The organism is uncultured Mycobacterium sp. (genome assembly GCF_964249325.1).
In the GTDB taxonomy this organism is placed as follows: domain Bacteria; phylum Actinomycetota; class Actinomycetes; order Mycobacteriales; family Mycobacteriaceae; genus Mycobacterium.
Map to the genome: position 1 here is coordinate 1 of NZ_CAXUCH010000024.1, position 18,205 is coordinate 18,205.

Below are 18,205 nucleotides of genomic sequence, written 5' to 3' on the forward strand. Positions count from 1 at the left end.
ACTGTCAGACCCGTCCACATTCGCTGCAGCCACCGCTTGAATCCAACCGGCGTGTAGTCGCAGACGTTTAAGTGTCGCCGGTCCGGCCAGAGGTTGCCGGTCAGTGACTGCCTCAGCTGCGCTTGGCCAACCACTCGGCCTGCATGACCAGCAGCGCCATCGGTTCCAGTTGCGGCGTGTCCGGGTCGAGTTCGCGGTAGCGCCGATAGACGTTGGCGACGACGCGTTCGGCGTCCAACCAGGCCGCGTACTCGACGAGATCGATGGTGTCCGCGGCCTCGGCGAACGACAGCCCCTTGCGGTAGGCGTCCTCTGCTGCTTCGGCGATGTGGACAAGATACCCACGCACGGCGCGGATCCCGTCCGGGTCGGTGACCGGGCCGTGCCCGGGCACGACGGTCTCGGCGTCAAGCGCCAGCATGGCGTCACAGGCCGCGATACAGTTCGCGATCGGGCCGGCCCACACGATCGGAGTGCAGCCGATGAACAGCAAATCCCCGGCGAACAGCACGCCGGCGTCGGGCACGTGCACGACGCTGTCGGCCGCGGTGTGGGCAGGTCCCAGATTCATTAGGCGTACCTGCCGCCCGCCGACGTCGATGGTCAGCTCGTCGTCGAATGTCTGGTCCGCGTTGCGAATGGTGATCCCGCTGAAGTCGAAGGGCCCGAACCGGTCTCGCGCGTAGCGGATCGCGACCGGACCGAGATCCGCGGTCTGGATCATGGCCAGCATCTCGGGCGCCATACCGTGCGCGATCTCCTCGGCGGTGCCCTTCGCCGCGATGATGCGCACGGAGCTGTCCAGCAGCTGGTTGCCGTGCGTGTGATCGCCGTTGGAGTGGGTGATCAGCGCGTCGGTGATTGGCGCGCGGTCGGTGACGGGCCGCATCGCGGCCAGCATCTCGCGGGTCAGCGGCAGATCGAACAGGGTGTCGACCAGCAGCGACGCGCCATCGCCGGCGATAAGCGCGGCGTTGCTCCAGCCGTATCCACCATCCGGCAGCGTCCAGGCCCACACCTGTTCGCCGACCTCGTGCAGCCCACGGGTATAGGGCACTTTCGCCGGCGCCCGGTTGACGCGAGGCTGCTCCGGGTTGACGTCCGGGTTTGGTCGCGGCGCCAGCCGTTGTGGCGCCGTAGTGGCGCGCACCGTCTGGCGGGTCTCGCCGAGTCCTTCGACCCGCAGGGTGACCACGTCGCCGTCGTGCAGCCAGCCCGGGAAGGATTGCGGGTCGGCGAGGTGCTCGACGAGGGTGCAGGTTGGCACGGTGCCCGAACCGAAGACGTCGCCGGGCAGCAGCGTCACTCCGCGCGATGCGTAGGAGACGACTTCACCGAAACTCCAGTCCATCGTCTCCGTGGACCCTGAGCCGATGACTCTGTCGTTGACCAGCGCGGTCACCTCGAGGCTGAGCTTGCCGTTGCGGCGGTAGGGCGCCAGTTCGTCGGCTGTGACCAGATACGGCCCCAGCGTGACCCCGCTGTCTTTGCCCTTGGCCTGGCCGATCCCCTGCTGCCCTTCCAGGCGCTGCAGATCGCGGGCGGACCAGTCGTTGAAGATCGTGTAGCCGATGATCGCCGCTTCGGCTTGTTCGACCGACAGGTCTTTGCCGGTTTGTCCGATGACTGCGGCGATCTCCAATTCGAAGTCCTGCCAAGCACTTCCGGGCGCCATCGGTGCATCATCGTAGGCGCCGAGCACAGTTGCCGGACAGGCGAAGTAGAAGGCCGGGATCCGGTACCAGACGTCTTTCAGGATCCGGCCGCCGCCGGCGGCTTGCTGGCAATTTCGCATGTGATCCAAAAAGCACAGGCAGTCGCGGATCGACGGCGGTCGGGGAATCGGCGCGGCGAGCCTCACCTCGCCGAGACGGGCCGTCACCGGTGTACGCAGCGCTTCTTCGCCGGCCGCGCGCAGACCGTCGGCGCCGCGCTGGATCAGGTCAAGCATCCGCACGCCCGGTGGCATCGCGTGAATCTCGTCACCGGTGAGCACCCCGGCGCGCTCACCGCCGTCGCCTCGATAGGTCACCCACCGCATGGGCTACAACATACAAACCATCTCCGTGAGGATGAGGCGAATGCCCCATGCGCCGGTACACCGGGCAAGCAAGTATCGGGCTATGACGATAACGCCTGCCGAGCAGTGGGCCCGGGTACTGATCGATGGTCATGGGTCTTTAGTCAAGGCGCGTCGGGTATTTCGCTACCTGCCCGCTGCGCCCCGATGCAAGGTCTGCAACAACCCGTTCGGCGGCATCGCCGGCCGCGTGTTCGCGGCCGCGGGATTCCGCCCTTCACGTAAGAACCCGAACCTGTGCACCCGCTGCTGCGACGTGCTTCCGGCGGGCGGCGCCGAGGTCGACATCGCGGTCCTGTTCGCCGACGTCCGGGGATCAACCACCCTAGGTGAACAGACCGTCGCCGCAGACTTCGCCGCGTTGCTCAACCGGTTTTACATCGCGGCGACTCGTACGCGTTTGCGACACGACGCGGTGATCGACAAGCTGATCGGTGACGAAGTGATGGCCTTCTTTGCACCGGGCATCGCCGGGCCGCAATATCGTGACCGCGCGGTGGAAGCTGGGGTCGACCTGCTGCGGACCGTTGGCTACGGCACCGGAGATGGGCCCTGGCTGCAACTCGGCATAGCGGTGAATGCCGGTGTCGCCTACGTCGGCAACGTCGGCGGCCCGGTAATGGACTTCACCGCTTTGGGCGACGCGGTCAATGTCGCGGCAAGGATGCAACAGCATGCCGCCGCAGGCGAGCTGCTCGTAGCGCAAGGGGTGGCCGACAGCGCGACCGGGCACGCAAAGCAGCGCACATTACACTCACGCGGACATGAACGGCCGATCGAAGCCATGGTGCTTACCAGGTAACCCGACTCACTTCTCTCGCACCACATCGCCGGGTTCCTTGTCCGGCCGCAGGCCGCGCCAACTGGGTTGGCGCAGCCGGCCATCCGATGTCCATTCGCTGTAGCGCACCTCGCCCACCAGCTTTGGCTGCACGAACGTCACACCCTTGGCGTCCTTGGTAGGAAGCCTTGCGTTGAAGGGCGATTTGTCGGTTTGCAGCGGTGCCAGGGTCTTCTTCAGGTCGGCCAGGTCACGTTCGGTGAACCCGGTGCCGACCCGCCCGGCGAAATGCAGCCCGCCGTCCGCCGGAATACCCATCAACAGCGACCCGATGCCGCTGGTGCGTCCGCCCTCACCGGCGCGCCAACCACCGATCACGACTTCCTGTGTGCGCCAATGCTTGTCCTTGATCCACGACATCGAACGCCGGCCCGGCTGATAGGCCGAGTCACGTTTCTTGGCGACGACACCCTCCCAGCCGCGCTTGTCTGAGTACTCCAGCGCCGCAGCGCCGTCACCGGGCAGCAAGTCGGGGACGATGAGATGACTGGCGCTGGCCAGCGTTTCCAGCAGACGACGCCGGTCCCGGTATCTGGCCCGCAGCAGCGAGCGCCCGTCAAGGTAAAGCAAATCGAACGCCCAGAACTCGATGCGGGTGGCCCGCACCCGGTTTTGCATCTCCGAGAAACTTGGCACCCCGTGTTCGTCGAGCGCCACGACTTCGCCGTCGAGCACGACATGGTGGTCGGCGAGATCAGCAGCCAGCGCGCGTAATTGCGGGTACTCGCCGGTGACATCGCGTCCGCGCCGCGACCGCACCCGCAACCTGCCGTGGTCGGCGTCGACCAGCAGCCGGTAGCCGTCCCACTTGCCCTCGAACGCCCACTGGGCCGCCTTCAGGTTCGCCACCGACCCTTCCGTGGCGAGCATCGGGGTCAGCTCGTCGAACTCGAAGACAATCTGGTCTTTCATCCGGTGCGCCAGCCACTGGTCACCTTCGGTCTGGATCAACGCGTAGCGTCCGGAAATCCGGTTGCTGTGCAGGTTGACGATGACTTCGTCGTCGCGGAATTTCTGGGTGTCGTAGGTGCCCGAATCCCAGATGATTACCTTGCCGGCACCGTACTCCCCTTTGGGGATTGCGCCTTCGAAGGTGGCGTACTCCAAGGGATGGTCCTCGGTGTGCACTGCGAGATGGTTGACCGATGTGGTTTCCGGCAAGTTTTTGGGCACCGCCCACGACACCAGCACACCGTCGCGTTCCAGCCGGAAGTCATAGTGGAGCCGACGCGCGTGGTGCTCCTGGATGACGAAGGTGTTGTTGTGCCCAGCAGCTGGTTTGGTGCTCGGCACCGGTTCAGGTGTTTTCGACGGGTCACGCATGCTGCGGTATTTGGTCAGCCGATCCACGCTGATATCGGCATCCAGGGGCGCCAGCAGGTCGCCGTCGCGGGCCACCCGCGCCAGCACCTCGTCGTAGCGCAGGTGGCGGAGCTTCGGGTCGTCGAGTTCCTCCCAGCTGCGCGGCGCGGCCACGGTCGGCTGTTCCCGTCCGCGTAGCGAGTACGGTGCGATCGTGGTCTTCGACTCGTTGTTCTGGCTCCAGTCGACGAACACCTTGCCCGCCCGAAGGCTCTTGGTCATCGTCGACGTGACCAACTGTGGCATTGCCTTTTCCAGCTGCTGCGCAACACGTTTGGCCAACACCACCGCGCCGCGGGAGGTCACCGGCTTCTCCAGCGGGGCATAGAGATGTATGCCCTTGCTGCCGCTGGTGAGCGGGAATGTGGTGAGCCCGATGTCGCCCATCAGATCACGGATCGCGCGCGCCACGTCGGTCAGCTGGCGCATCGTCACACCCTCGCCGGGGTCGAGGTCGAACACCAATCGTGTTGCCGGACCCTGCGTTAGCTCCTCGCCCTTGCGGGTCCACTCGGCGACGAAGCGCCACTGCGGCACGTGCACCTCCAGCGCGGCCTGCTGGGCGATCCAGGCCAGCGCGGTGGCGCTGTCGATGATCGGATAGGTCGTCGTTCCGGAGTGGTGCACCAGGCTCGCGCGGGGCAACCAGTCGGGCGCCGAGGAGGCCAACTGTTTTTCGAAGAACGACGGCGCGTCGACGCCGTTGGGCCAGCGCTTGCGGGTGGCCGCGCGCCGGGCAATGTGTGGCACCATCACCTCGGCGATGCTGGTGTAGTAGTCGAAGACCTCGGCCTTGGTGACTGGTTTTCGCCGTCGGCCCGCCGGGGGGTAGAGCACCTTGTCGGGATTGGTGAGCTTGACCCGCGGCCCCGCTGTCGCTCCGTGCGGCCAGACCTGCGGCGAATCCATGGTGCCAAGGTACGTCGTTCGACGCCGCGGCCACCGCAGCGGCATGCCACAGCAATCTCTGGGTCGAGTCCGCATACGGATATCCGACCCTGTAGAGACTCCCGTGACAGAGGTGAACACCCATGTGGGGCGTCGCCTCGGCCGGGTCGTCGTACTGTCGAGACGTGGTGCAAGCCCGACGACGCCGGGACGAGAAGGCCGTGCGACCGAGTGCGATTGGCGTAGACGACGCCACGCTGGCGGCGCTGCCGATCGCAACGCCGAGCTATGACCGCAACGACGTCGGGATCGGAATTGTGCACTTCGGTGTGGGCGGGTTTCACCGCGCGCACCAGGCTGCGTACATCGACCGGTTGCTGCAACAAGGGCTGGGCCGCGAGTGGGGCATTTGCGGTGTTGGGGTGCTGCCGGCCGACCGGCGGATGCGTGACGTCTTGCACTCCCAGGACGGGCTGTACACGCTAGTGCTCGAGAACCCGGACGGCAGCCGTGCCGCCCGAGTGATCGGGTCGCTCCTGGATTACCGCTACGCTCCCGACGATCCGGACGCGGTGGTCGAATTGCTCGCCGCGCCGAGTACCCGGATCATCTCGATGACCATCACCGAGGGCGGCTACAGCGCCGACGGGCCGGTCTTCGAGCTGATAAGCCAGGCTTTGTCCCGCCGCCGCGACCGGGGCGTCACCTCACCGACGATCGTGTCCTGCGACAACATCGAAGCCAACGGTGTCCTCACGCGGCAAACCCTGATCGCGCACGCCGACACCCGTGATCCCCGGCTGGCGCAATGGATAGCTACGCATACCCGGTTCCCGAATTCGATGGTCGACCGGATCACTCCGGCCACCACGCCGGAGACGGTCGCCGGGGTACGCCGCGATTTCGGCGTTGACGACCAATGGCCGGTCGTCGCCGAATCCTTCAGCGCGTGGGTACTCGAGGACGACTTCAGCGACGGCAGACCACCGTTGGAGCAGGCGGACGTGCTGCTGGTCGACGATGTGCGCCCGTATGAACTGATGAAGCTGCGACTGCTCAACGCCGGGCACCAGTGCCTGTGCTACTTCGCCCACCTGTGCGGCTACAAGTTTGTGCACGACGCCGCCAAAGACCCGCTGTTGGCCGAACTACTTGTGGCCTATTGGGATTCGGAAGCCACTCCCACGCTTGCGCCTGTGCCTGGTATCGATCTCCGCGACTATCAGCGCACGCTGATCGCACGGTTCGCCAATCCGGGTGTGCGCGATACGATCGCGCGCCTATGCGCCTACTCCTCGGATCGCATCCCGAAATGGCTGCTCCCGGTGATCCGCGCCAACCTGACGACCGGCGGGCCGATTCGGCTGGCGGCGGCGGCGGTCGCGGCTTGGGCCCGCTACGCCGAAGGTGTCGACGAGTGCGGCCGACCGATCGAGGTCGTCGACAACCTCGCCGGCTCCTTGGTGCCGATCGCCCGCTCGCAGCGGATAAAGTCGACCGCATTCATCGAAAACGCAGCTTTGTTCGGCGATTTGGCGCGACAGCCCCGCTTCGTGGCGGCCTACCGGTGGGCGTTGGAGTCGTTGCATCGCAACGGCGCGCGGGCCACTTTGGAAGCATTGCTGCGATGAGCCGCGGGCTGGTGATCGGGGAGGCGCTGATCGACATCGTCGAGCGCGACGGCCGAATCACCGGTGAGCATGTCGGCGGCAGCCCGCTCAACGTCGCCGTCGGATTGGCCCGGCTGGGCTACGATGTCGACTTCCTGACCCACATCGCCGACGACCCGTATGGCCGGCGCATCGTCGACTACGTGGAATCGTCAGGGGCACAGCTCGTTTCGGGAAGCACCACTGCGGCCAGCACACCTACTGCACGGGTGAGCGTGGGCGAGGGCGGGCAGCCCGACTATGCGTTCGACCTGGACTGGCAGCTTTCCGGTATCCCGACGGCTGCGCCACCGGTTGTGGTGCATACCGGATCCATCGCCGCCGTGCAGGAGCCGGGCTGTCTGGCTGTGGCGGCGCTCGTAGACGCGTACCGGGTGTCGGCCACCGTGAGCTTGGATCCCAATGTGCGTCCGGCACTGATCACCGACCGAGACGTGGCACGCGAACGCATCGAGCGCCTGGTCCAACGCGGCGATGTCGTGAAGGCCAGCGACGAGGATCTGCGCTGGATCCATCCCGACCGCACCCCCGAGCAAATCGCCGAAACGTGGCTGGCGCTGGGCCCGTCGATCGTGGTGGTGACGACGGGCGCCAAGGGCGCGTTCGCGGTGTGCGCGGCGGGCCGGGTGCAGGTGGCGGCGCGACCGGTACGGGTGGTGGACACCGTCGGTGCCGGTGACGCGTTCATGGTTGGGTTCATCGACTGGTTGTGGCGATCGGGTCTCTTGGGGGCTGGCCGCCGCGAAAATCTCCACCGGATCGGACTTGACGCGCTGACCGCGGCGTTGGATGCGGCGACCCTGCTCTCGGCGCTGACGGTCTCCCGCGCGGGTGCTGACTTGCCCGATCGGGCGGCCCGCGACGCCGCGGCGCGAAGTCTTTAGACGCATACCCGGAGGCTGCTAAGGGCATACTGGCGGTATGCGTTCCATCTGGAAGGGTTCGATCGCCTTCGGGTTAGTGAACGTCCCTGTCAAGGTGTATAGCGCCACCGAGGACCACGACATCAAGTTTCATCAGGTGCACGCCAAGGACAACGGACGGATTCGGTACCAGCGGGTGTGCGAAGTATGTGGTGAAGTCGTCGAGTACCGGGATGTGGCGCGGGCATACGAATCCGAGGACGGCCAGATGGTGGTGATCACCGACGAGGACCTCGCGACGCTGCCCGAAGAGCGCAGCCGAGAAATCGAGGTGCTCGAATTCGTCCCGGCCAGCGATGTCGACCCGATGATGTATGACCGCAGCTACTTTTTGGAGCCCGACTCCAAATCCGCGAAATCTTATGTCCTGCTGGCTAAAACGCTTGCCGAGACCGACCGGATCGCGATCGTGCATTTCACGCTGCGCAACAAAACGCGGCTTGCAGCGTTGCGGGTGAAGGACTTCAGCAAGCGTGACGTGATGATGGTCCATACCTTGTTGTGGCCCGACGAAATCCGCGACCCCGATTTCCCAGTGCTCGACAAGAAGGTCGAGATCAAGCCGGCGGAGCTCAAAATGGCCGGGCAGGTGGTCGAGTCGATGGCCGACGATTTCAATCCTGACCGCTACCACGACGACTATCAGGAGCAGCTGCACGAGCTGGTTGAAGCGAAACTTCAAGGCGGAGAAGCGTTTACCGTCGAGGAGAAGCCCACCGAACTCGACGAGACCGAGGACGTCTCCGACCTGCTGGCCAAGCTGGAAGCCAGCGTGAAGGCACGTTCCGATGGCGCTAAAGGGCCGGCGAAAAAGGAGGCGGCCAAGACAGCACCGGCGAAGAAAGCCGTTAAAACAACGGCCAAAAAAGCGCCCGCCAAGAAAGAGGCGAAGAAGGCCCGAGCCAAGGCGGGCGCCAAGTCCTAGATACGTCGAAGGTCAGCGTTTGAGCTTGCCGTCGCGCACGTCGGTTAACGCGTCCTCGAGCGTTTGATACAGCGGAAAAGCCTCGTCCAGGCCGGTCAACTGAATCGGCCGCCTAGTCGCCGGGCCGCGCGCCACCACCGCGAACGGGGCCGATTTGCCGACTTGCTCCTTGGTGGCAGCCAGTAGCCTAAGCCCGGCCGAGGCCAGGAAGTCCACCGCGGTGAGGTCGATGACCAGGGCCGCCGGGTTGTCGGCGACCACACCACCGATGGCGTCTTCCAGCGCCGGAATCGTGACCAGGTCGACTTCGCCGCCGACCGAGAGCACGACGACCCCGTCGCGGTTCCCAACTGAGATGTTGATCGGATCCGTAGCAGACAACGGCCATCCTTATCTGGCGGTCGATCGCTCTTAGCTGAACGGTCCGAGCCTAATCCGTGGTGGTTTCGAGTCCGGAAAAATGATACTTCAGGCGATCCCGCGCCGATCCTAGCGCTACTCTCTGCAAGGGCTCGAGGTTTTGCCGAGCGAGCGGAAGCCAGGAGGTTAGATGTCTGATTTGCCGACAGATTTGGCGACCACCACTACCGCCGCCGCCGCGACAGCCGGCATCTCCAGTGAGGGTCTGCTGCCCCAGTTGGTGCAGCATCTGCGGCAAAATCGAACCGCGCTGCGCGAGGAGTGGGCCCGCCGGATCACCGAGGCCGAACTGCTCACCGCGATGTCACCGGAGGAGCTCTTCTCCGAAGCGACCGCTGTATACGACAACTACGTCGAGGTGCTCGAGACGGGAAGCGTCGAGGCGCTGCAGGCATACGCCCGCGACCTCTCCGAGCGGATCATCCCGCGGGGCGTCGAGACTGACGAGGTCGTCGGGATCGTGCTGCTGTTGCGCGACGTGCTCGCCCGTTCGCTGTTCGAGAAGTACCAATCCGACTTCGACCTGCTCAACCGGGTGCTCGACGCCTACGAGCCGGCGGCCAACCGCATCGCCAACACGGTTGCGGTCAGCTTCGTGCAGGAACGCGAGCGGATCATCCGCCAGCAGCAGGAGGCGATCCGAGAGCTGTCCACGCCGGTGTTGCAGGTGCGCGAGCAGCTGCTGATCCTCCCGATCATCGGCGTCCTGGACAGCCAGCGGGCCCGGCAACTCACCGAGCAACTGCTTCGGGCCATCCGCAACAACCGCGCCAAGGTCGTGGTCATCGACATCACCGGTGTGCCGACCATCGACTCCACCGTGGCGAACCACCTGGTCCAGACCGTCGACGCCTCAGGGCTGATGGGTGCCAGCGTCATCATCACCGGCCTGTCATCGGAAATCGCCTTGACCCTCGTGACGATCGGGCTGGACCTGTCGAAGATGAACGCGGTCGGCGACCTGCAGGGCGGCATCGAGGAGGCGGAACGCCTGCTGGGCTACGAGGTCACCCGCACCGGCGAGCAGAGCGCGTAACAGTGGATTCCAGCCGGGCTACTGGGAGCGTCGCATGCCAGTCCCCATTCTGCAGCAAGGCCCAGTAGTCATCGCGACCGTCCAGGCCGCCCTCCGCGACTCCGACACCGAACGGCTCCGCCAGGACCTGATGGAACGGGTCAACCGGTTTCGGGCGCAAGGCATCATCGTCGACGTCACCGCAATCGACGTGATGGACTCCTTCGCTGCCCGATCGCTGCGCACGATTGCGCACATGACCCGGCTGCGCGGCGCCGACACCGTGATCGTGGGCTTGCAGCCTGAGGTCGCCTTCGCCATGGTTCAGCTGGGGCTCGCGTTCGGCGGTATGCATACTGCGCTGGACCTCGAAGAAGGGCTTGCCCTGCTGAATGGACGACTCGCGCGTCGAAAAGCGACGATCGGACGTGACGGTGTGGGATGAGATCGTCGTGGACGTGGGTCATCCCGACGACATCGTCATCGCACGCCAGGCAGGACATCAGCTCGCGCGAGATCTCGGATTTTCCTTGACCGATGTCACAATGATCGCCACCGCGATCTCCGAAGTCGCACGCAACATCACCAGCTACGCGGGTCGCGGCGCGGTTCGGGTGACGGTGGCCGACCGGGAAGGCCGCAAGGCGTTGGTGGTGCAGGCTGAAGACCAGGGACCTGGCATCGCCGACATTGAGCGCGCGCTCGAAGACGGATACTCGACTGGCCGTGGGCTCGGGCTGGGCCTGCCCGGTGCGCGCCGCCTGATGGACCGGTTGATCGTGGAATCCACCCCTGGGCGGGGTACGCACGTCGAGATGTGGAAATGGGTTCCGTCCGGTGCGTAGGCAGGGCCGGCTAGGGCCGATCGAGTGGGCGGCGGCGCGCCGTCCGCGGCCCGACGAGCAAATTTGCGGCGACTATCCGATTGCGCTCGACATCGGCGGCAAAGCTGCTCTGTTCGGCGTGCTGGACGGCCTGGGCCACGGAACGGAAGCTGCGACAGCGGCAATGCGCGCTGCGGACGTGATCAGCGACGCCCGTGCGGAACCCCTCGAAGCCCTATTCCAGCTGTGCCATCATGCGCTGGCCGACACCAGGGGTGTGGCAATGACTTTGGCGCAGCTCGATTTCGAAGCCGCGACGATGCGTTGGATCGGGGTGGGCAACGTCACCGCCAACCTGGTCGCGAAGGCGGTGAGCGGTGTCGAGGTCCGGTCGTGTGCACTGCTTGCCAGCGGAACGGTCGGCTTCCGGCTGCCGGAGGTTTTGCATCCACATTCGGTGGCAATTCGGCCCGGTGACCTACTTGTCCTGGCCAGCGACGGCATCTGCGAAGACTATCTGGACAGCATCGACTTCGCCGGGCCAGCCATGACGACCGCTGAACAAATTTTGGATAAGCACGCCAAGGAAACCGACGACGCGCTGGTGCTTGCCGCGCGTCACCGAGGCTTCTCGTCATGACCGACGTGGCACCGGACTTCCATGTCCGTTATGCCGCCGCGCTGAGCACCCATCTGGAGGCCCAAGACGAGGCCAGCCTGGCCGTCGGCCACGAACTGGGCCGCCAGGCGCTGCAGGGCCGGATCAGCATGCTCGAGATCATCGAAAACCACTTCCGGCTGGTCGAAGATGCCCGACTCGACGGGCCCGCGGCACTTGAATTCCTGCTGCAGACACTGGCCGCACTGGACGTCGCGACTCGCGGATTTCTCGACAGCACAAAAGGTTACGCGCAACAGCGGGCCCGCGCCGACCAGCTCGCCGACCGCGACGAGTTTCGCACCGCGCTGGTCAATTCGCTGCAGGAGGGATTCTTCGTCGCCGACCAACGCGGCACCGTCATCGAGATCAACGACGCGTTCGCCGAGATCACCGGCTACTCCGCCGACGGTCTGCCGTACCGGTGGCCGCACCCGTGGTTGGTCGACCGCCAAGCCGCGGATCATCAGCAAGACCTCCTGGTACAGGGCGGCAGCGTCCAGTACGAGACGCCGATTCGCCATCGCGACGGCCACCTAGCGTGGGTGGCGGTGAGCATCAACGCGGTCACCGACTATGCCGCCGAAAAAGGCCTCTACGTCGGAACGATTCGCGACATCACCGCGCAGCGGGCTTTCGCGGCGCGCGAGAACGCGGTTTTGCGTCTGGCCACCGCCGTTGGAGTGGCCAAGAGCGTCGCAGAGGTGCTTTCCATCACCCTCGACGAGTGCCGGGTCGCGCTCGACGTGCAGCGGGTCGTGGCGGTGATGTGGCCGACCAACGGCGGCGACCCGATCGTCCAAGTAGCCGGCGAACCCGCAGACTCCAATTGGCGTGACCTGAACCCGTTGCTGCGCCAGACGTTTGAAACGGCGCGTCACCAACTGCCGCTGACCGTCCAGACGGTCGAATGGGCCGATACACCAGGCAAGTCACGGGGAATCGTCGCCGTGCTCTCCGGCACCGGGGACGTCGCGCTGTGGCTGGAGCTTGCGACACCTCGCTGGATCAGCGCCGAGGATCGGCTGCTGGTCACCGTGCTTGTCGGCCACCTCGGCCTGGCGATACAGCATGTACGCCAATTCGAAAGCGCACGCGAGACGTCGCTAACCCTGCAGCGCGCGATGCTTGCGCCCATCGCCCTTCCGGCCGGCTTCGCGGTTCGCTACGAACCCGCCGTTCCGCCGCTGGAAATCGGCGGCGACTGGTATGACGTACTGTCGCTCGGCGACCACCGCATCGGGATCGTGGTCGGCGACTGCGTGGGCCGCGGCCTGCCGGCCGCCGCGGTGATGGGTCAGCTGCGCAGCTCGGCGCGTGCCCTGTTGCTGACTGGCGCCGAACCCGCGCTGCTGCTCGAAGACCTCGACGCGGCGGCGGCGCTGATTCCGGGTGCGTATTGCACGACGGTGTTCCTGGGCATCCTCGACACTGAATCGGGCGAGCTGCGCTACAGCAATGCGGGTCACCCGCCCGCGCTACTCGCGGCGCCGGGGTCCGGGACAACCATGCTGGCCGATGCTCATTCGGTGCCGCTCGCCGTGCACCGGGATCACGGACGCCCGCAGGCGACCCAGATCTTGCCGCCGGGGTCGACGCTGATTGTCTTCACCGACGGCCTGGTCGAGCGCAAGCACGAGCCGATCGACGCCGGAATCGCCCGCGTGACAGCGATTTTGAGCGAAAACGCCGATTCGCTCGTCGGCCATGTTGCCGATGCGGTGGTTCGGGAGTTGGCCCCGCCAGCCGGATATGACGACGACGTCGCGATGGTGGTATATCGGCGCCCGCAGACCGCGCTGCGGCTCAAAACCGATGCGAGCGTGGACCACTTGGCCGACGTGCGGCATCGACTAAACGCATGGCTGCAGTCGTGCGCCGTACCGGGTCCGCTGGCCGCCGACATCGTGCTCGGCGTCTACGAGGCATGCGCCAACACCGTCGAGCATGCGTACCGTGGTTCGCGTGCCGGACCGGTGCGGCTCGACGTCGACATCGCCGGCGGAATGATCCACGCCCGTGTTGCCGATTCCGGCTCGTGGAAAACACCGGAGCCGGGTCCTGGCGGGCGGGGCCTGCAGTTGATCGACGCGGTCAGCGAGCGCTTCGAGCTGGAGCATGGCCCGTCCGGAACGACGGTCACCATGAGCTTCCGGCTACCGCCGACGGAGTCGAATTAGAACGTGTTCCAGAAAGCGGCCCCTTCGGTGGCTGAAGCTTGTTACCGTTTCGCCCGACACAACAGAAGGGGCGCAATGATCCTGGACAACTTTCGACTCGACGACAAAGTCGCCGTCATCACCGGTGCGGGCCGCGGACTCGGCGCGGCCATCGCTGTGGCGTTCGCCGAGGTAGGCGCCGATGTCGTCATCGCGTCGCGGACCCAATCCCAGCTCGAGGAAGTGGCTGAACAGGTCCGGGGCACCGGTAGGCGCGCCCACGTGGTCGCCGCCGACCTGGCCCACCCGGACGCCACGGCAGAGCTGGCCGGCAAGCATGACGCGGCGTGCGCCAAACTAGACATCGTTGTCAACAATGTCGGTGGCACGATGCCCAACGCACTGCTGACCACCTCGACCAAGGACCTCAAAGAGGCATTCACCTTCAACGTCGCCACTGCGCACGCGTTGACCACTGCGGCGGTGCCGCTGATGCTTGGGCACTCCGGCGGCGGCAGCATCATCAACATCACCTCGACCATGGGCAGGTTGGCAGGACGAGGTTTCGCCGCTTACGGCACCGCCAAAGCCGCGCTGGCCCACTACACCCGGCTGGCCGCCCTCGACCTGTGCCCACGGATCCGGGTCAACGCAATCGCGCCGGGTTCGATCGTCACCTCGGCGCTGGACATCGTGGCCTCCAACGACGAGCTGCGCAAGCCGATGGAGGAGGCGACACCGTTGCGCCGCCTCGGCGACCCCGCCGATATCGCCGCTGCCGCAGTGTATTTGGCATCACCGGCCGGTGGCTTCCTGACCGGCAAAACGCTCGAGGTCGACGGCGGCCTCACCTTCCCCAACCTCGACCTACCGATCCCGGACCTGTAGACCATGACCATTCGCGTCGTTCAGATCGGCACCGGCAACGTCGGCGCCCACGCGCTCAAAGCGCTGATCACCAACCCGGAATTCGAACTCACCGGTGTGTGGGTGTCCTCTGACACCAAGGCCGGCAAGGATGCGGGCGAGCTTGTCGGACTTGAGGATTCGACCGGTGTGCAAGCCAGCACCGACCTCGACGCGGTGCTGGCAACCGGGCCGCAGTGCGCGGTCTACACCGCGATGGCCGACAACCGCCTGCCTGAAGCGCTCGGCGACTACCGGCGTATCCTGGCCGCCGGAGTCAACGTCGTCGGCAGCGGTCCGGTCTTTCTCCAGTACCCGTGGCAGGTGATCCCCGACGAGCTCATCGCTCCTCTGGAAGAGGCTGCGCGAGAGGGCAATTCGAGCCTTTTCGTCAACGGGATCGACCCGGGCTTCGCCAACGACCTGCTGCCGCTGGCGTTGGCCGGCACCTGCCAGAGCATCCAGCAGGTGCGCTGCATGGAGATCGTCGACTACGCCACCTACGACAGCGCCGTCGTCATGTTCGACGTGATGGGCTTCGGCAAGCCGCTCGACGAGGTCCCGATGCTGCTGCAGCCCGGCGTGCTGAGCATGGCGTGGGGATCGGTGGTGCGCCAACTTGCCGCGGGGCTTGGCGTTTCCCTCGACGACGTCACCGAGCGCCACGTCCGCGAACCGGCGCCAGAGGACTTCGACATTGCCTCGGGTCACATCCCCAAGGGGAGCGCGGCGGCGCTGCGGTTCGAGGTGCTCGGCATGGTCGGCGGCCAGCCCGCGGTGGTGCTCGAACACGTCACCCGGTTGCGGGAAGACCTGCGCCCCGATTGGCCGCAACCGGCCCAGCCCGGCGGCTCCTACCGCGTCGAGATCACCGGTGAGCCGTCCTACGCGGTGGACGTCTGCCTGAGCAGCCGCCGCGGCGATCACAACCACGCCGGGCTGGTGGCGACCGCCATGCGGATCGTCAACGCCATTCCGGCGGTAGTGGCCGCCCCGGCCGGTATCCGCACCACCCTGGACTTGCCGTTGGTCACCGGCCGGGGCCTGTACACGCCCGGCTAACCTAACTGGGTTATTCGAAGTCAGCGAAAGTCGGTTAGTTGGCCCAGGACACCCAGACCCAGCGGAAAACGGGCTGGTATCTGCTCGGGCCGGCGTTCGTCGCCGCGATCGCCTACGTCGATCCCGGCAACGTCGCAGCCAACGTCAGCGCCGGCGCCCAGTTCGGCTATCTGCTGCTGTGGGTGATCGTCGCCGCCAACCTGATGGCCGGGCTGGTGCAATACCTGTCGGCGAAACTCGGGCTGGTCACCGGGCGCTCGCTGCCCGAGGCCGTTGGCCAGCAGATGAACCGCTACACTCGGCTCGCCTACTGGGTGCAGGCCGAACTCGTGGCGATGGCCACCGACGTGGCCGAAGTGGTCGGCGGAGCGATCGCGCTGCGCATCTTGTTCCATCTGCCACTGCTGATCGGCGGTCTGATCACCGGGGTGGTGTCGTTGCTGCTGCTGTCTGTCCGCGACCGCAATGGCCAGCGGTGGTTCGAGCAGCTCATCACCGGGTTGCTGATGGTGATCGCAATCGGCTTCACCGCCAGCTTCTTTGTCGCCACACCGCCGCCGGGTGCCGTGCTCGGCGGCCTTGTGCCCCACTTCCGCGGCGGCGAAAGCGTGCTGCTGGCCGCCGCGATCCTCGGCGCCACCGTCATGCCGCATGCCGTCTACCTGCATTCGGGCCTGGCCCGCGACCGGCACGGCCAACCCGATGCGGGACCGCCGCGGCGCTGGCTGCTGCGGGTCACCCGCTGGGATGTCGGGCTGGCGATGATGGTCGCCGGAGGTGTGAACGCGGCGATGTTGCTGGTTGCCGCGCTTAACATGGCCGGGCGCGGCGGCACCGGTTCGATCGACGGGGCTTACGCCGCCGTGCGCGACACGGTGAATCCGGTGATCGCCGTGTGTTTCGCGGTGGGATTGCTGATATCCGGATTGGCGTCGGCGTCGGTAGGCGCGTATGCCGGCGCCATGATCATGCAGGGATTGCTGTACCGGTCGGTGCCCATGCTGGTGCGTCGGGTGGTCACGCTGACACCGGCCATGCTGATTTTGGCGTGCGGCTTCGACCCGACCCGGGCACTGGTGCTGTCTCAGGTTGTGCTGTCGTTCGGCATCCCGTTCGCGCTGTTTCCGCTGGTGCGGTTGACCAGCAATCGCGCGGTCATGGGCGCCGACACTAACCACCGCCTGACCACCGGCGTCGGCTGGACGATAGCCGTGATGATCAGCCTGCTCAATGTGGTGTTGATCTTTTTGACTGTGAGCGAAGTCACATAACTTTGCGGCTATCGGGCGATTTGCCACTCCGCGCGGTGCCACGAGGCCAGCGATTCGTATCGCTAACATCGACCGTGTGAGCCCTCGACGCCGTGTCCGTAGCCGTGCGCTGAGGGGCTGATCTTTGGTGCGCCGCCATGCCTACTTCGCGTACGGGTCGAATCTGTGTGTGCGCCAGATGGCGCGGCGCTGCCCTGAGGCGGCCAAACCACGCCCGGCGATGCTGGCCGACCACGAGTGGCTGATAAACCAACGCGGAGTGGCCACGGTGGACCCGTTCACCGGCGGTCATGTGCACGGTGTGCTGTGGCAGCTGTCCGATCATGACCTCGCCGCATTGGACAGCGCTGAGGGGGTGCCGGTGCGCTACCGCCGCGATCGGCTGACCGTGCATACCGACGACGGTCCCTTCCCTGCATGGGTCTATATCGACCACCGGGTGACCCCGGGTGCGCCTCGGCCCGGCTACCTGGAGCGCATCATCGACGGTGCGTTACATCACCGGCTGCCCAAACGCTGGGTCGACTATTTGCGCCGATGGGATCCGTCCCGCTGGCCGCGCCCGCCTGCATCGAGTTCTGTTGCGCCGCAGTCTCTTTCAGCGCTGCTGTCCGATCCGAGTGTCATCGAGGTGAGCCAGCTGCGCTCGCGCTTCGGCTTTTTGGCCATTCACGGCGGCGGCTTGGAACAGATGACCGACGTGATCGCTGAACGTGCCGCAGATGCCGCCGACGCGTCGGTGTATCTGGTGCGGCACCCCGACCGCTATCCGCATCATCTGTCCTCTGTTCGGTTCCGTCCGGGCGAGTCGCCGCGGCTCGCCCAGTTTCTCGACCATGTCGAGGTCGCCATCTCCCTTCATGGCTACGGCAGGTTCGGGCGCAGCACACAACTGCTGGCGGGTGGCCGCAACCGCGACCTGGCAACCCACCTGGCCAGCCACCTCGACCTCCCTGGCTATCAAGTTGTCACCGAGTTGGATGCCATCCCACGCGAGCTTCGCGGTCTGCATCCGGACAACCCCGTCAACCGGGTACGCGGGGGTGGAGTTCAGTTAGAGCTGTCGGCGCGGGTGCGGGGCATCAGCCCGCGCAGTCCCCTTCCCGGCGATGACGGGTTGTCGCCGGTGACCTCCACCCTCGTCAAGGGCCTGGTGGGCACGGTGCGCAGTTGGGAAACACGGTCCCAGTAGATCCGAAGT

General features: G+C 65.9%; 16 protein-coding genes. 13 read left to right on the forward strand and 3 right to left on the reverse strand.

Annotated features, from left to right (window positions below):
• Window positions 1–112: 112 nt before the first annotated feature.
• Entirely contained in the window at window positions 113–2,041 is a 1,929-nt protein-coding gene (locus tag ACFE99_RS05380) for a fumarylacetoacetate hydrolase family protein (protein WP_375483135.1), read from the reverse strand.
• 82 nt (window positions 2,042–2,123) lie between these two features.
• Here ACFE99_RS05380 and ACFE99_RS05385 point away from each other — a divergent pair, with 82 nt between their 5' ends.
• Complete coding sequence (locus ACFE99_RS05385; protein WP_375483137.1) at window positions 2,124–2,882, forward strand: adenylate/guanylate cyclase domain-containing protein; 759 nt, start codon at window positions 2,124–2,126, stop codon at window positions 2,880–2,882.
• 6 nt (window positions 2,883–2,888) lie between these two features.
• On the opposite strand, the gene ACFE99_RS05390 is transcribed toward ACFE99_RS05385, so the two are convergent.
• Window positions 2,889–5,192 (reverse strand): ATP-dependent DNA ligase, encoded by a 2,304-nt coding sequence (locus tag ACFE99_RS05390; protein ID WP_375483139.1) that lies wholly within the window; start codon window positions 5,190–5,192, stop codon window positions 2,889–2,891.
• A gap of 215 nt (window positions 5,193–5,407) precedes the next feature.
• Here ACFE99_RS05390 and ACFE99_RS05395 point away from each other — a divergent pair, with 215 nt between their 5' ends.
• Genes ACFE99_RS05395 through ACFE99_RS05405 form a run of 3 tightly spaced genes read left to right on the forward strand, consistent with a single transcriptional unit; the run spans window position 5,408 to window position 8,689 of the window.
• Window positions 5,408–6,802, forward strand: a complete 1,395-nt coding sequence (locus ACFE99_RS05395) for a mannitol dehydrogenase family protein (RefSeq protein WP_375483202.1) — start codon at window positions 5,408–5,410, stop codon at window positions 6,800–6,802.
• Complete coding sequence (locus ACFE99_RS05400; protein ID WP_375483141.1) at window positions 6,799–7,725, forward strand: carbohydrate kinase; 927 nt, start codon at window positions 6,799–6,801, stop codon at window positions 7,723–7,725. The genes ACFE99_RS05395 and ACFE99_RS05400 overlap by 4 nt, the downstream gene beginning before the upstream one ends.
• A gap of 37 nt (window positions 7,726–7,762) precedes the next feature.
• Window positions 7,763–8,689, forward strand: coding sequence for a Ku protein (locus ACFE99_RS05405; protein WP_375483142.1), 927 nt, complete (start codon window positions 7,763–7,765; stop codon window positions 8,687–8,689).
• Between the two features lie 12 nt (window positions 8,690–8,701).
• Here the strand turns inward: ACFE99_RS05405 and ACFE99_RS05410 are convergent, their stop codons facing one another.
• Complete coding sequence (locus ACFE99_RS05410) at window positions 8,702–9,070, reverse strand: STAS domain-containing protein (protein ID WP_375483144.1); 369 nt, start codon at window positions 9,068–9,070, stop codon at window positions 8,702–8,704.
• A 169-nt stretch (window positions 9,071–9,239) separates the two neighbouring features.
• On the opposite strand from ACFE99_RS05410, the gene ACFE99_RS05415 reads away from it, so the two are divergent.
• From ACFE99_RS05415 to ACFE99_RS05455, 9 genes are all read left to right on the forward strand, one after another.
• Window positions 9,240–10,145 (forward strand): STAS domain-containing protein, encoded by a 906-nt coding sequence (locus ACFE99_RS05415; RefSeq protein ID WP_375483146.1) that lies wholly within the window; start codon window positions 9,240–9,242, stop codon window positions 10,143–10,145.
• A 34-nt stretch (window positions 10,146–10,179) separates the two neighbouring features.
• On the forward strand, window positions 10,180–10,569 hold the full coding sequence (locus ACFE99_RS05420; protein ID WP_375483148.1) for an STAS domain-containing protein: 390 nt from the start codon (window positions 10,180–10,182) through the stop codon (window positions 10,567–10,569).
• Entirely contained in the window at window positions 10,517–10,969 is a 453-nt protein-coding gene (locus tag ACFE99_RS05425) for an anti-sigma regulatory factor (protein ID WP_375483150.1), read from the forward strand. The genes ACFE99_RS05420 and ACFE99_RS05425 overlap by 53 nt, the downstream gene beginning before the upstream one ends.
• Window positions 10,962–11,588, forward strand: coding sequence for a SpoIIE family protein phosphatase (locus ACFE99_RS05430; protein WP_375483152.1), 627 nt, complete (start codon window positions 10,962–10,964; stop codon window positions 11,586–11,588). Before ACFE99_RS05425 ends, ACFE99_RS05430 begins: the two co-directional genes overlap by 8 nt.
• The gene (locus ACFE99_RS05435) at window positions 11,585–13,786 is read left to right on the forward strand and encodes a SpoIIE family protein phosphatase (protein ID WP_375483154.1); all 2,202 of its coding nucleotides are present in this window, start codon (window positions 11,585–11,587) and stop codon (window positions 13,784–13,786) included. The genes ACFE99_RS05430 and ACFE99_RS05435 overlap by 4 nt, the downstream gene beginning before the upstream one ends.
• Window positions 13,787–13,861: 75 nt before the next feature.
• Window positions 13,862–14,653 (forward strand): SDR family oxidoreductase, encoded by a 792-nt coding sequence (locus tag ACFE99_RS05440; RefSeq protein ID WP_375483156.1) that lies wholly within the window; start codon window positions 13,862–13,864, stop codon window positions 14,651–14,653.
• A 3-nt stretch (window positions 14,654–14,656) separates the two neighbouring features.
• A complete protein-coding gene (locus ACFE99_RS05445) occupies window positions 14,657–15,733 on the forward strand; it encodes a diacylglycerol kinase (RefSeq protein ID WP_375483158.1) in 1,077 nt (358 codons plus the stop codon).
• A gap of 38 nt (window positions 15,734–15,771) precedes the next feature.
• Complete coding sequence (locus tag ACFE99_RS05450; RefSeq protein ID WP_375483160.1) at window positions 15,772–17,004, forward strand: Nramp family divalent metal transporter; 1,233 nt, start codon at window positions 15,772–15,774, stop codon at window positions 17,002–17,004.
• Window positions 17,005–17,128: 124 nt separating this feature from the next.
• Window positions 17,129–18,196, forward strand: a complete 1,068-nt coding sequence (locus ACFE99_RS05455; RefSeq protein ID WP_375483162.1) for a poly-gamma-glutamate hydrolase family protein — start codon at window positions 17,129–17,131, stop codon at window positions 18,194–18,196.
• Window positions 18,197–18,205: the final 9 nt, after the last annotated feature.

Coding starts and splice junctions, on each gene's coding strand:
- ACFE99_RS05400 (WP_375483141.1), top strand. CDS start 6,799: ATGAGCCGCGGGCTGGTGATCGGGGAGGCGCTGATCGACATCGTCGAG.
- ACFE99_RS05385 (WP_375483137.1), top strand. CDS start 2,124: ATGACGATAACGCCTGCCGAGCAGTGGGCCCGGGTACTGATCGATGGT.
- ACFE99_RS05420 (WP_375483148.1), top strand. CDS start 10,180: ATGCCAGTCCCCATTCTGCAGCAAGGCCCAGTAGTCATCGCGACCGTC.
- ACFE99_RS05415 (WP_375483146.1), top strand. CDS start 9,240: ATGTCTGATTTGCCGACAGATTTGGCGACCACCACTACCGCCGCCGCC.
- ACFE99_RS05390 (WP_375483139.1), bottom strand. CDS start 5,192: ATGGATTCGCCGCAGGTCTGGCCGCACGGAGCGACAGCGGGGCCGCGG.
- ACFE99_RS05380 (WP_375483135.1), bottom strand. CDS start 2,041: ATGCGGTGGGTGACCTATCGAGGCGACGGCGGTGAGCGCGCCGGGGTG.
- ACFE99_RS05445 (WP_375483158.1), top strand. CDS start 14,657: ATGACCATTCGCGTCGTTCAGATCGGCACCGGCAACGTCGGCGCCCAC.
- ACFE99_RS05405 (WP_375483142.1), top strand. CDS start 7,763: ATGCGTTCCATCTGGAAGGGTTCGATCGCCTTCGGGTTAGTGAACGTC.
- ACFE99_RS05425 (WP_375483150.1), top strand. CDS start 10,517: ATGGACGACTCGCGCGTCGAAAAGCGACGATCGGACGTGACGGTGTGG.
- ACFE99_RS05435 (WP_375483154.1), top strand. CDS start 11,585: ATGACCGACGTGGCACCGGACTTCCATGTCCGTTATGCCGCCGCGCTG.
- ACFE99_RS05440 (WP_375483156.1), top strand. CDS start 13,862: ATGATCCTGGACAACTTTCGACTCGACGACAAAGTCGCCGTCATCACC.